Raw genomic sequence first — 13,137 nt, 5'->3', positions numbered from 1 at the left:
GTTAACCAAGCCGGTTTTTTTATGGGTTTCTCCTGCGTGCTTCTTCAGCGCTTTCGAGAGAGGTCGCTCCGTTATGCCTGATGGACTGATCCCGGTCAGACTCGGTGCGCCTGTCTTTTCTCAATTTCTTTTCCTGCCTGTCTTTTCCCATTCCTGCTCCCCTCCTTTACACAGGTTTAAAATTCGGTCAGCCGCTCCATACTGAAATATGGAGGATGGAAAAATGGAACAATTTTATTACTTTTGGTCAATGTGGTTTTTGTGGGTTTTGACAACGTTTATCCTGAAGAAAAACAGGAGCCGTTTATTTGCTTCGGCATTTATTTTGCTCAACATTATTTTAAGTATGTATCAGCTGCACTTCTCCTTGTCTTTTAATGCGGCGTATCTGCTTTTTTTTACAGGCGCTTTGATCATGGGCGGCTATCAGTCAATTCACAAAAGCATCAAGCGCCTGTTTCTCCATCTTGCAATGGTGTTTGCCTACGGCTTTTTGTTTCTTTTTGCATTATATGATCCGGTTTGGTTTATCCTAAAGCCTGAATGGCTGATCATCGTATTGTTTATGATCATGACGGCGGCTTTTGAAAAAAGCTTCGCCAGCCGCCTGGCGCTGTTTGTACTTGGCATGTGCCAGGGGGAGCTTTTGTACTCGCTTATCATCAGAAAGCTTTACGGGGACATCGTTGTCGGCGGATATACCTGGCTGTCCATGTGCTCAGCCGGCATCGTTCTCGTGTATGGGATTTCCCAATATGAGCGGCTTGTCCAACAGATTCATCAAAAATGGAAGCGATTGAATAAAGGAGCAACAAAAATGTCATGACTCATTATACTTATCCGATTATCTTGGGAATAACAGCAGGTATTGGCGTCAGAGTGTATATGCTGAGGACCGATTATCGCCAGTATCCCACCTATCTTCACGGGAAAACGATCCATATCGCACTGGCGATGATCGCTGCAAGCATCGGAGCGATCATCATACCGTCCATATTAAAGTCCGATTATACAGCGATCACCTTTTTAACGCTGGCTGCCACCCAATTCAGGGATGTCCGCAATATGGAAAGGGAAACTTTGACACAGCTTGACGGCTATGAGCTCGTTTCAAGAGGGAGCACATACATCGAAGGGATTGCGATAGCCTTTGAAAGCCGGAACTATATCGTCATTTTCACATCGCTTTTAACGACTTTGGCCTATATCCTTTTTTCTTCCGTATGGGCAGGGCTTGCGGTTGTCGTGATCTGTTTTATCGCCGGGAGAATTTTAATGTCCGGCAGTTTTATTAAGCACATTGCCGATATAGAGTATCAAAAGCCGCATTTTGAGGGCGCAGGCTTGTATGTCGACGATATTTACATCATGAACATCGGTATTCCCGAAAAGCAAAAGTTGATCCTTGAACATGGCATGGGCTTCATATTGAAGCCGAAAAATTTTAATTCAGCGGTGACGCTCGCCAATCTCGGCCAAAGGCAGGCGATATTATTCGATGTCTCAAATGTACTCGGCGTCTACCGGGATTCAGGGGAACCGTCGCTCACCCCTTTAGCGAAAAGGGATTTAAATGACGGTCGAGTCGCAGTATTTGTCCTTCCGACCATCAGGGATAAGGATATGGCCATCAAAGTGATCGGAGATGTCCCAACGCTTGAAAATGCCATTCGGGTGCCGATGGAATTTATAAAAGAAAAGCACGGTAAGGTGATAAAATGAGCGAGTCGATCGAAAAATTTATTTTGGCAGTCGTCACAACAAGGCGAGATCGGGTGATTGGAGGCACAGCCGTGTTTTTTTGCGACAACAAGGAGGAAATGGATACCTATGCCAAAAACCTTGAGGCCATTCTCGACGGAATCGCCCATGGGATAGGGGATGATCTGTATTTGATTGTGAAACATTTTTGATTAGAGTTGTGATCTCTTTAGAAATTGATATAATATATGAGTTAAGCCCTTCTGCATGAACAAAGAAGGGTTTCTTTCTTCACGATGATTATTTGACAATGCTCCTGAAGAGAATTGAAAGGAAGGGTACTATGGGAAAACCTGTCGTAGCCATAGTTGGAAGACCCAATGTTGGGAAGTCCACGATCTTTAACCGGATCGCGGGCGAAAGAATTTCGATTGTGGAAGATACACCCGGTGTGACACGGGATCGGATATACAGCTCTGCCGAATGGCTGAACCATGATTTTAATCTGATTGACACCGGTGGAATTGAAATCGGTGATGAGCCGTTTCTCGCGCAAATTCGCCATCAGGCGGAAATCGCTATGGAAGAGGCGGATGTGATTATATTCATGACGAATGGACGCGAAGGGATCACAGCTGCTGATGAAGAAGTCGCGAAAATTTTATACCGGACGAAAAAGCCGGTTGTCCTGGCGGTCAATAAACTTGATAATCCGGAAATGAGGGCCAATATTTACGATTTTTATTCGCTCGGCTTTGGGGAGCCGTATCCGATCTCAGGTACGCATGGCCTTGGCCTCGGGGATCTGCTTGATGCCGTCAGCGAACATTTTAAAAACATTCCGGAAACGAGATATGAAGATGAAGTGGTGCAATTTTGCCTGATCGGACGTCCGAACGTCGGAAAATCGTCCCTCGTCAACGCTATGCTCGGCGAAGAGCGCGTGATCGTCAGCGATATTGCCGGAACGACAAGAGATGCGATTGACACGAGGTTTACATACAATCAGCGCGATTTTGTCATCGTTGACACGGCCGGGATGAGAAAGAAAGGCAAGGTCTATGAGTCAACTGAAAAATACAGTGTGCTCAGAGCTTTAAAAGCGATTGACCGCTCAGAGGTCGTCGTCGTCGTTTTAAACGGTGAGGAAGGCATCATTGAACAGGATAAGAAGATTGCCGGTTATGCGCATGAAGCGGGAAAAGCCGTCGTCATCGTCGTGAACAAATGGGATGCGGTCGAAAAAGATGAGCGGACAATGAAGGAATTTGAGCAAAATATTAGAGATCACTTTCTGTTTCTAGATTACGCGCCTGTACTGTTCATGTCCGCCCTAACCAAAAAGCGGATTCATACGCTGATGCCGGCCGTCATGACGGCAAGTGAAAACCATTCGATGAGGGTGCAGACGAACATCCTGAATGATATCATTATGGATGCGGTCGCCATGAATCCGACGCCGACCCACAACGGAAACCGCTTGAAAATCTATTATGCGACCCAAGTGGCTGTTAAGCCGCCGACTTTTGTCGTGTTTGTCAATGATCCGGAGCTGATGCACTTTTCTTATGAGCGCTTTTTGGAAAACCGGATACGCGATGCGTTTGGATTTGAAGGAACACCGATCAAGATTTTCGCAAGAGCAAGAAAATAAAGAGGTGTAGTGGAATGACTAAAGTATCGATTTTAGGAGCCGGAAGCTGGGGAACAGCATTGGCCCTTGTGCTGGCGGACAATCGCCACGATGTTTGCGTATGGGGACACCGCGAAGAGCTGATTAAGCAAATCAATGAAAAACATGAAAACGAAGATTATCTGCCGGGAGTCAAACTCCCTGATGCCGTCTGCGGTACTACGGATCTGCAGGCTGCATTGGCCGATGTGCAAACGATCATTGTCGCCGTTCCGACGAAGGCGATCCGGGAGGTTCTCAGAGAGGCTGTCTCCTTTATTAAGAAAAAAACGATTTTCGTCCATGTTTCAAAGGGAATCGAACCTGACACACTGCTCAGAATTTCAGAGATGATGGAAGACGAAATTCCTGCCGAATTACGGGAAGACATCGTCGTCCTTTCCGGTCCAAGCCATGCCGAAGAAGTCGGTTTAAGACACCCGACAACAGTCACGGTTTCCTCGAAAAACATCGAAGTCGCACAGACCATTCAGGATTTGTTTATGAATCAGAATTTTCGCGTCTATACCAACCCGGACATTATCGGAGTAGAGGTCGGCGGTGCGCTGAAAAACGTGATTGCGCTTGCCGCTGGAATTGCCGACGGCTTGGGATACGGCGATAATGCAAAAGCCGCTTTAATCACAAGAGGCTTGGCGGAAATCGCACGCCTGGGCACGAAAATGGGCGGAAATCCGCTGACATTCTCAGGCCTTGCCGGAATCGGCGATCTGATCGTTACCTGTACAAGCGTTCATTCACGAAATTGGCGGGCCGGTAATATGCTGGGTAAAGGCTTCAAACTTGAAGAAGTTCTGAAAGAAATGGGGATGGTCGTTGAGGGGGTACGCACGACTAAAGCGGCATATCAGCTTTCACAAAAATATGACGTCAAAATGCCGATCACTGAAGCGCTGCATAAAGTTTTATTTGATGGCAAAAAAGTTGATATTGCCGTTGAATCATTGATGGCAAGAGTGAAAACACACGAGATGGAAGATCTTGTGAACACGTTCGAAAATCAAATCAAATGACCAGCCCGAAATGGCGTTAACGCTCTCCTCCAGGTTCGTTTTTAAAAAACTGAAACATTTGGAGACTTAGGCAAGAGAGGATACATTTGTCCGAACACTTGCATAAAATAGAATCGAAGTCTGGAAGAGCTGTATCTAATCATTGGGTTATATAGTCACCATTCACAAGCCTGAAGCAAAGTCCCCCTCTTTGCTTCAGGTTTTTTTACTGCCTATGCCCGCTTCTTAAAAATTGGAAAAGCTGTTGAACTTCTGGTTTTTCTTATATAAAATGAAATATAACGCTTACAACACAAGAGAATGATAGAAGGAGGGCTTTTAGCGTGAATCCCGGTCTGTTAAAAATGTGGTTTGCCTTAGGAGCGATGGGCCTGATGTTCTTAGCGGTGATTGCCATATACATAAGCAGGTACAAATTCAAAAATCCTTTTCTCAAAATCGTCACGTCGTTTCTGGCTTATACATGCATGCTGATCTCGGGCGTGATCGTTTTTTTCGTCGTCTTCAGCGGTCCCGTTAATGAATAATGTTCAAAAGGAAGATGCATATGAAAACAATCAGCGTACTGTTCACACTTTTGCTCACAGCCATTCTTTTAAGCGGATGTTTATACCCTGAACAAAAAAGAGCGAAAAACAACGTCCCCTATCAACATCAGCTCAATGAAGTGCAGGCCGCGGTCGACGAATTCAGGAAAGCGACAGGCGGGCTCCTTCCGATTAAAACAAAAGATATGTCCATCCCAATCTATCAAAAATATCCTATCGATTTTAACAGGCTGTCTCCGCGGTATTTGGAGGAGCCTCCCGGCACTTCCTATGAAAACGGCGGAGAGTATGTATATGTTCTCGTAGATGTTGAAAAAAATCCGACGGTCAAGCTTATTGACGTGAAAATGTCGGAAGCGGTCAAGGAATTGAAGCTTCGGATCGAAATGTACAAAGATCAGCATCGGTATCCCCCGTATGAAAAAGTCGTAGCGAAAAATTTATTTACACTCGATTATCAGAAGCTGGGGCTGAAAGAACCCCCTTCTGTCACAAGTCCGGTAACAGGCGATTCACTGCCGCTTCTTGTCGATCAAAAAGGCGACATACAAGTAGATTACCGGATGGATTTGGCCAAACTGCTGAAAAAATCAAAAAAGGCTTTAAAACCGGGTGATGAAATCCAGGATGTCATGTGGAAAGAAACGCCTTTCGTGCCGGCGTTTTCTGTGAAATACAGCGTCAATGATAAGCAGGAACCGGTTTTTTTAGAACAACCTAAACGGTAAGCGCAAGAATTAGTCATGAACCTTTCTCCGCAGCATACAATAAGGAGAAAGGTTTTTTCATGCATGCCGAAAAAATTTCCCTGAGCTGTCATATTGAAATAGGACAACGTCATACACTGTAATGTCCTGTTTTTGATTGATGAAGAAGTAAAAAATTGAAAAGGATTGGAAGTCCGGGAGGGGATCACTTGGAAAAGGTCGATATTTTCAAGGATATCGCTGAACGAACAGGAGGCGATATATACTTAGGTGTCGTAGGAGCCGTACGCACAGGAAAATCTACGTTCATTAAAAAATTTATGGAGCTAGTGGTGCTCCCGAATATCAACAATGAAGCAGACCGGGCGCGCGCACAAGATGAGCTCCCTCAAAGCGCCGCTGGCAAAACCATCATGACAACCGAACCGAAATTTGTTCCGAATCAGGCGATGTCAGTTCATGTCAGTGACGGACTCGATGTGAATATAAGACTTGTAGACTGTGTCGGCTATACTGTCCCTGGAGCGAAGGGCTATGAAGATGAAAACGGCCCAAGGATGATCAACACGCCTTGGTATGAGGAGCCGATTCCGTTTCATGAAGCGGCGGAAATCGGCACGAGAAAGGTTATCCAGGAGCATTCTACAATCGGCGTCGTCATTACGACCGATGGTACGATCGGCGAAATTGCCAGACAGGATTACATTGAGGCGGAAGAGCGGGTGATCGATGAGCTGAAAGAGGTTGGCAAACCGTTCATCATGGTGATCAATTCCGTCCGTCCATATCATCCTGAAACAGAGGCGCTTCGAAATGAACTGATGGAAAAATATGATATTCCGGTGCTGGCGATGAGTGTGGAAAGCATGCGAGAAGCCGATGTCTTAAGCGTTCTCAGAGAGGCGCTTTACGAGTTCCCGGTTCTTGAAGTAAACGTCAATCTTCCGAGCTGGGTCATGGTGCTGAAGGAAAATCACTGGCTGCGGGAAAACTATCAGGATTCAGTAAAAGAGACCGTCAAAGATATTAAAAGATTACGAGATGTTGACCGCGTCGTAGGGCACTTCAGCGAATTTGATTTCATCGAGCGCGCAAGCCTCGCCGGAATTGAAATGGGGCAGGGGATCGCAGAAATCGATTTGTACGCTCCTGATGATCTGTACGATGAAATCTTAAGGGAAGTCGTCGGCGTTGAAATCAGGGGAAAAGACCATCTTCTCCAGCTGATGCAGGACTTTGCCCATGCCAAGACGGAATATGACCAGGTGTCAGACGCTTTGAAAATGGTGAAACAGACCGGCTACGGAATCGCTGCACCGGCATTAACCGACATGAGCCTTGATGAACCGGAAATCATCAGGCAGGGATCGAGATTCGGCGTTCGCCTGAAAGCGGTAGCGCCATCGATTCACATGATCAAAGTCGATGTAGAAAGCGAATTCGCCCCGATCATCGGGACGGAAAAACAAAGCGAAGAGCTTGTCCGGTATTTGATGCAGGACTTTGAAGACGATCCGCTGTCTATCTGGAATTCCGACATTTTCGGCAGAAGCCTCAGCTCAATCGTCAGGGAAGGCATACAGGCAAAGCTGTCTCTCATGCCGGAGAATGCAAGATACAAGCTGAAGGAGACGCTGGAGCGCATCATTAACGAAGGCTCAGGCGGCTTGATTGCGATCATCTTATAAAAGGGAAGACCTCTTTATATACGGGAGGTCTTTTTTTATTGTGTTTATGTACAAATGTCGGCGCAGCGGGCTGGAAATATAGGAGAGAATCTGATGAAAAAAGGAAAAACAGGAATATTCGTTCGCCGTATTTTGCCTTAAACCTTGACGAATAAGGGATCATAGCTTTAAAATGCTTGATATGGCTTTTCATATGTGTTAATCTACATACAGAAAATCTTCACTTTGTTGGACAATCGTTCCTCTAAAAGTGAAATTTTCACCTGAAAGCTGTGAAATGCCTTTTCTATATTGAGTTGAAATTTCTGTTCAAACAGGTATAGAAACAGGTTGAACTGTGAAGAAATGATGATAATCTATTGATTGATATCTTTTGGGAGGAGGTGAAATGCATGAACAAGACAGAACTAATCAATGCGGTTGCAGAAGCAAGCGAATTATCTAAAAAAGACGCTACCAAAGCAGTTGATTCTGTTTTTGATACAATTTTAGATGCACTTAAAAACGGTGAAAAAATTCAATTGATCGGTTTCGGTAACTTCGAGGTTCGTGAGCGCTCTGCTCGTAAAGGACGCAACCCTCAAACAGGTGAAGAAATCGAAATCCCTGCAAGCAAAGTGCCTGCTTTCAAACCAGGTAAAGCGCTTAAAGATGCTGTAGCAGGCAAATAATCGTATGTATATGCCGTTTTTTACGCGTTATACATACCGTATTGTTTCTTCACAGGAAAGCCCCTTTTAAAAGGGGCTTTTCATATTTTTCAGATGAGATTCTTTTTTCCCGGTTCAATACCTTTCATTTTGCTTTTATAAGCTGAATTGTGCTAGAATCTGAATTAAATGTATGCGTTTCTGGAGGATAATACAATGAGAGAAATCAACAAAGAACAAATTGAACAAGCCGTCCGTCAGATTTTGGAAGCGATCGGTGAAGACCCGAACCGCGAAGGCCTTCTTGATACACCAAAACGGGTCGCGAAGATGTATGCCGAAGTATTTGCGGGTCTAAACGAAGATCCGAAAGAGCATTTTAAAACGATTTTTGGCGAAGACCACGAAGAGCTTGTTCTTGTTAAAGATATTCCCTTTTATTCCATGTGTGAACATCATTTGGTTCCTTTTTACGGGAAAGCGCATGTCGCTTATATTCCCAAGGGGGGAAAAGTCACCGGTCTCAGCAAACTGGCGAGAGCAGTTGAAGCGGTGGCGAAGCGTCCGCAGCTGCAGGAACGGATTACGTCGACAATTGCAGACAGCATCGTGGACACGCTGACGCCTCATGGCGTGATGGTCGTCGTTGAAGCTGAGCATATGTGCATGACGATGCGGGGCGTGAAAAAGCCCGGGGCCAAAACCGTCACCTCTGCTGTAAGAGGAACATTCAGACAAGATGTAGCCGCTCGCTCCGAAGTATTGGAGCTCATTAAACATCACGATTAAAAATGAGAAGGTGCGATGAACATGAGCAATATTCAATCGAATGACTATGTGGTGATCAAGGCCGTTGAAGACGGCGTAAACGTGATCGGCCTCACGAGAGGAACAGACACGAGATTTCATCATTCTGAAAAGCTCGACAAAGGCGAAGTGATGATCTGCCAGTTTACAGAGCATACCTCCGCCATAAAGGTGCGCGGCGAGGCTTTGATTCAAACAGCTTACGGCGAAATGAAAAGCGAAGCGAAAAAATAGCGCACATCTTTCAGCCTATTCAGGCGCCGTAAAAGATTATTTTTTATCATAGTATGATATACTAAAACTTTCTCCGCTGCATATAATCAATCATGAGAAAAACTGCGAATTTTGGGACAAGGGTGATATCTTTGCAAGACATCTACGGACAATTATCTCATTTGAAATTCAAGCTGAATCAAAAGCTCTCACATCCTTATCTGGCCAAGCATTTGACTGCGCCAAAAGTGGATGAGGATAAGCTGTTTCTTTTTTATGCCCTGTTTGATGAAACGGAATTAAAAGAAGCTGACAAAGAAAATTACATTTTAACGGCGATGCTTGTTCAAACAGCCCTTGACACCCATGATGAAGTCACGACCGCAGCTTCAATCAAGCAAGATGACTATAAAAACCGGCAGCTGACGGTTTTGGCCGGGGACTATTTCAGCGGCATGTACTATTCCCTGTTATCGGGAATGAAGGATATCTATATGATTCGGACGCTGGCTGCCGCTATTAAAGAAATCAATGAACACAAAATTAGGCTTTATGATCATTCCGCAAAAGACTTAAACAGCCTGACAAAAAGCGTCAGCATCGTAGAAGCTGCCCTTTTTCATCATCTCGCCGACCACTTTTATCTGCCTCACTGGAAAACAGCTGCCAACGACTTTCTTGTGTTTAAAAGGTTTGCGGCCGAAGAAAAAGCTTCGGACTCCCGTTTGCTTGAGACGATTTTAAAGGAAGAGTTTCCGGAAGAGGCTTCATGCGGGCAATTGGCAGACGCGGCTTATGCAAAAGCCAAGCTGCAGATTGACCAATCCCTTGCAAAGAAGCCGGCCTTTCAGAAATGGCTTTTGGACCGCCTGCAAGCGATCAGGCCTGAAAAACGAACTTATCATCAGAAAGTGGAAGAAGGGTAACCATCATGGAGCAGTCAAAAGAACAGCGCGTACATGGCGTGTTTGAAAAAATTTATAAAAATTACGATCAGATGAATTCCGTTATCAGCTTCAGGCAGCATAAAAAATGGCGCGACAAAACGATGCGGATCATGAATGTTCCAAAAGGAGCCAAAGCGCTTGATGTATGCTGCGGAACGGCGGACTGGACGATCGCGCTGGCGGATGCTGCCGGAGAAAATGGCGAGATCAAAGGCCTTGATTTCAGCAAAAATATGCTGAGCATCGCCGAGCAAAAAACAAAGAACTACAGCCAGATCGAACTGATCCACGGTAATGCGATGGAGCTTCCATTTCCGGACAATACGTTCGACTATGTCACCATCGGCTTCGGCCTTCGCAATGTACCTGACTATTTAACTGTCCTAAAAGAGATGGCCCGGGTCACGAAACCGGGCGGTCGGGTCATATGCCTTGAAACGTCCCAGCCGGAAATGTTCGGATTCAAACAGCTTTACTTTCTGTATTTCCGCTTTATTATGCCTGTGTTTGGAAAGCTCTTTGCCAAAAGCTATAAAGAGTATTCCTGGCTTCAAGAGTCCGCCAGGGAATTTCCGGGTATGAAAGAGCTTGCCGCTTTATTTGAAAAGGCCGGATTAGAAAATGTTCAATATCATCCCTTTACAGGCGGTGTAGCTGCTACACATGTCGGCTGGAAGCGATGATGACTACTGAAACTCTCGGGTGAATCGAAATGAAATTGACAACGTTATATTCTTTTTTGAATGACGATATTGATTTAATAGAAAAAGAGCTGGAAAGAACCGTGCACTCCGACTATCCTTTGCTGAGTGAAGCGAGCCTTCATTTGCTGCAGGCCGGGGGCAAACGGATCCGTCCTGTGTTCGTTCTGCTTTCCGGCATGTTTGGTGAATACGACATTAGCAAAATTAAAAATGTCGCCGTTTCATTGGAATTGATACATATGGCTTCGCTCGTCCACGACGATGTCATCGATGATGCGGAGCTGAGAAGGGGACAGCCGACAATCAAAGCGAAGTGGGATAACCGGATTGCGATGTATACCGGCGATTATCTGTTCGCCCGTTCGCTGGAATCCATGACAAAAATAAACGAGCCGAAAGCCCACGAAATTTTATCCAAGGCGATCGTTGAAGTCTGTCTTGGAGAAATTGAACAAATTAAAGATAAATATAACATGGAGCAGAACCTCAGAACCTATTTAAGGCGGATCAAACGCAAGACGGCGCTTTTGATCGCGTCGAGCTGCCAGCTTGGAGCCATCGCCGCCGGCGCCGGAGAAAAGATTCATCAAACCCTTTACTGGTTTGGTTACTATGTTGGAATGTCTTACCAGATCATTGATGACATTCTCGACTTTACATCCAGCGCAGAAGAGCTTGGCAAGCCCGTAGGCAGCGATTTGCTTCAGGGGAATGTTACGCTTCCTGTTCTGTACGCGCTCAAATCGCCTGAACTGAAAGCCCGCCTAAAGCTGGTCAACAGTGAAACGACACCTGAACAAATCAAACCGCTGATCGAAGATCTGAAACAAACCGATGCTATTGAACAATCGTTCAAAGTCAGTGAAATGTATTTAAATAAGGCGTTCCGCCTGCTTGAAACGCTTCCGAAAAGCCGCGCCAGGAAAGCGTTGGGACAAATTGCGAAATATATTGGCAAACGAAAATTCTAGGCGGCGGCAATTGAGTCAAAAGTATGAATATTCTCCACCCTTTATTGATTAATTGATTGAAAAATGTTATATTTCCGATGTAGTGTTGAAAGCCTATACATAACAGTGGGGTGGAGAATCGAATATGGAAAAAACCTTTGTAATGGTAAAACCTGATGGCGTTCAGCGTCAGCTGATCGGCGAGATTTTGTCAAGATTCGAACGTAAGGGCTTACATTTAGTCGGAGCCAAGCTGATGAAGGTCTCAGAGGAGACGGCAGGCGAGCATTATAAAGAGCATAAAGAGAAGCCTTTTTTCGGAGAGCTTGTTGACTTTATCACATCCGGTCCCGTATTTGCCATGGTATGGGAAGGTGAAGACGCGATTGCGATCGCCAGGCAGCTGATCGGGAAAACGAATCCTAAGGAAGCGCTTCCGGGTACAATTCGCGGGGATTTCGGCATGATTGTCGGGAAAAATATCATTCACGGTTCAGATTCTCCTGAAAGCGCACTTCGCGAAATCAATTTGTTTTTTAAACAGGATGAACTTGTTGAACACGAAAAATTAATGAACCAATGGATCTACTAAAATCAGCTGAAAAGCTGATTTTTTATATGGAACTTAACGTCTGCTTTCCCTTTTTCGAAGAAGCGGGCGTTTTTTCATTTTAAACGTACAAATTCTCAGGAAAACAGGCTATAATTGTAGTCATATCAGCATGATGGATTAGGAGAGAAAACATGGACAATTACAGCTTCTTCGTTGATAAATGGAAAAAAATGACGGGTGTTGACTTGGCATTATATAAAGAGGCGCAAATGAAAAGAAGGCTGACATCCCTTTATGAAAAGAAGGGATTTGGCGATTTTCGGGAGTTTGCTCTCGCCCTTGAAAAGAATGACCGTCTTCTGCAGGAGACGTTAGACAGGATGACGATTAATGTTTCTGAATTTTACAGAAACTATAAAAGATGGGATGTGCTCGAGAGAACGATTCTTCCGCTGTTAAAGCCTTCCAAAACACTGAAGGTTTGGAGTGCGGCGTGCTCAACGGGAGAAGAGCCTTATACATTATCGATGATTTTAAGCAGGCAGAAGGATCTGTCAGACTATCAAATCATCGCCACTGATATTGATGACAAGGTGCTTGCCAAAGCAAAAGAAGGAATTTATCAGGAGAGATCCCTGCAGGAAGTGCCGAAAGAAATGAAGGAACGGTTTTTCACACAAAATGGAAGCCGTTTTACCGTTAAAGATGACATTCGAAAAAACATCCGCTTTCAAAAACACAATTTATTGGCTGATCCTTACGAAAAAGACTTTGATATTATCGTATGCCGAAACGTATTAATCTATTTTACGGAGGATGCGAAAGAGACGATCTATCATAAATTCGGCAAAAGTCTGAAGAAAAACGGCGTTTTGTTTGTGGGAAGCACCGAACAGATCTTCAATCCGGAAAAATACGGTTTCCGGTCAACAGATACGTTTTTCTATCAAAAAAGTTAGCTGA

At 44.8% G+C, this 13,137-nt stretch carries 17 protein-coding genes; 16 read left to right on the top strand and 1 reads right to left on the bottom strand.

The annotated features are described in order from the left end of the window. Window positions 1–19: 19 nt before the first annotated feature. On the bottom strand, window positions 20–151 hold the full coding sequence (locus P3X63_RS12480; RefSeq protein WP_077736575.1) for a YpzI family protein: 132 nt from the start codon (window positions 149–151) through the stop codon (window positions 20–22). Window positions 152–223: 72 nt separating this feature from the next. Between P3X63_RS12480 and P3X63_RS12475 the strand changes: the two genes are divergently transcribed. The 16 genes from P3X63_RS12475 to P3X63_RS12400 all read left to right on the top strand — a co-directional run bounded on the left by P3X63_RS12475 (window position 224) and on the right by P3X63_RS12400 (window position 13,133). After that, the gene (locus tag P3X63_RS12475) at window positions 224–826 is read left to right on the top strand and encodes a YphA family membrane protein (protein ID WP_026587633.1); all 603 of its coding nucleotides are present in this window, start codon (window positions 224–226) and stop codon (window positions 824–826) included. Further along, window positions 823–1,722 (top strand): YIEGIA family protein, encoded by a 900-nt coding sequence (locus P3X63_RS12470; protein ID WP_026587632.1) that lies wholly within the window; start codon window positions 823–825, stop codon window positions 1,720–1,722. The genes P3X63_RS12475 and P3X63_RS12470 overlap by 4 nt, the downstream gene beginning before the upstream one ends. Beyond that, on the top strand, window positions 1,719–1,913 hold the full coding sequence (locus tag P3X63_RS12465) for a capping complex subunit for YIEGIA (protein ID WP_026587631.1): 195 nt from the start codon (window positions 1,719–1,721) through the stop codon (window positions 1,911–1,913). Before P3X63_RS12470 ends, P3X63_RS12465 begins: the two co-directional genes overlap by 4 nt. A gap of 131 nt (window positions 1,914–2,044) precedes the next feature. After that, window positions 2,045–3,355: a ribosome biogenesis GTPase Der gene (gene der, locus P3X63_RS12460; protein ID WP_026587630.1), complete on the top strand. Its 1,311-nt coding sequence runs from the start codon at window positions 2,045–2,047 to the stop codon at window positions 3,353–3,355. A gap of 14 nt (window positions 3,356–3,369) precedes the next feature. Continuing rightward, window positions 3,370–4,407, top strand: a complete 1,038-nt coding sequence (locus P3X63_RS12455; RefSeq protein WP_026587629.1) for an NAD(P)H-dependent glycerol-3-phosphate dehydrogenase — start codon at window positions 3,370–3,372, stop codon at window positions 4,405–4,407. Window positions 4,408–4,730: 323 nt separating this feature from the next. Then, window positions 4,731–4,934, top strand: coding sequence for a DUF2768 domain-containing protein (locus tag P3X63_RS12450; protein ID WP_026587628.1), 204 nt, complete (start codon window positions 4,731–4,733; stop codon window positions 4,932–4,934). A 20-nt stretch (window positions 4,935–4,954) separates the two neighbouring features. Continuing rightward, window positions 4,955–5,683, top strand: coding sequence for a hypothetical protein (locus P3X63_RS12445; protein ID WP_077736576.1), 729 nt, complete (start codon window positions 4,955–4,957; stop codon window positions 5,681–5,683). 188 nt (window positions 5,684–5,871) lie between these two features. Further along, a complete protein-coding gene (spoIVA, locus tag P3X63_RS12440) occupies window positions 5,872–7,350 on the top strand; it encodes a stage IV sporulation protein A (RefSeq protein WP_026587626.1) in 1,479 nt (492 codons plus the stop codon). 392 nt (window positions 7,351–7,742) lie between these two features. Then, window positions 7,743–8,021: a non-specific DNA-binding protein Hbs gene (hbs, locus tag P3X63_RS12435; RefSeq protein ID WP_003183006.1), complete on the top strand. Its 279-nt coding sequence runs from the start codon at window positions 7,743–7,745 to the stop codon at window positions 8,019–8,021. Window positions 8,022–8,216: 195 nt separating this feature from the next. Continuing rightward, entirely contained in the window at window positions 8,217–8,789 is a 573-nt protein-coding gene (gene folE / locus P3X63_RS12430; protein WP_026587625.1) for a GTP cyclohydrolase I FolE, read from the top strand. 21 nt (window positions 8,790–8,810) lie between these two features. Continuing rightward, window positions 8,811–9,041 (top strand): trp RNA-binding attenuation protein MtrB, encoded by a 231-nt coding sequence (mtrB, locus tag P3X63_RS12425; RefSeq protein ID WP_026587624.1) that lies wholly within the window; start codon window positions 8,811–8,813, stop codon window positions 9,039–9,041. Between the two features lie 131 nt (window positions 9,042–9,172). After that, window positions 9,173–9,946 (top strand): heptaprenyl diphosphate synthase component 1, encoded by a 774-nt coding sequence (locus P3X63_RS12420; protein ID WP_026587623.1) that lies wholly within the window; start codon window positions 9,173–9,175, stop codon window positions 9,944–9,946. Window positions 9,947–9,951: 5 nt separating this feature from the next. Next, the gene (locus P3X63_RS12415) at window positions 9,952–10,650 is read left to right on the top strand and encodes a demethylmenaquinone methyltransferase (RefSeq protein WP_026587622.1); all 699 of its coding nucleotides are present in this window, start codon (window positions 9,952–9,954) and stop codon (window positions 10,648–10,650) included. 29 nt (window positions 10,651–10,679) lie between these two features. After that, window positions 10,680–11,642, top strand: a complete 963-nt coding sequence (gene hepT, locus P3X63_RS12410; protein ID WP_026587621.1) for a heptaprenyl diphosphate synthase component II — start codon at window positions 10,680–10,682, stop codon at window positions 11,640–11,642. Between the two features lie 124 nt (window positions 11,643–11,766). After that, the gene (ndk, locus tag P3X63_RS12405; RefSeq protein WP_077736577.1) at window positions 11,767–12,213 is read left to right on the top strand and encodes a nucleoside-diphosphate kinase; all 447 of its coding nucleotides are present in this window, start codon (window positions 11,767–11,769) and stop codon (window positions 12,211–12,213) included. Between the two features lie 152 nt (window positions 12,214–12,365). After that, window positions 12,366–13,133: a CheR family methyltransferase gene (locus P3X63_RS12400; RefSeq protein ID WP_026587619.1), complete on the top strand. Its 768-nt coding sequence runs from the start codon at window positions 12,366–12,368 to the stop codon at window positions 13,131–13,133. Window positions 13,134–13,137 lie beyond the last annotated feature (4 nt).

Source organism: Bacillus sp. HSf4, assembly GCF_029537375.1.
Taxonomy (GTDB): domain Bacteria; phylum Bacillota; class Bacilli; order Bacillales; family Bacillaceae; genus Bacillus; species Bacillus sonorensis_A.
The sequence above is the reverse complement of the archived record's forward strand: the minus strand, read 5'-3'. Positions and strand labels throughout refer to the sequence as shown.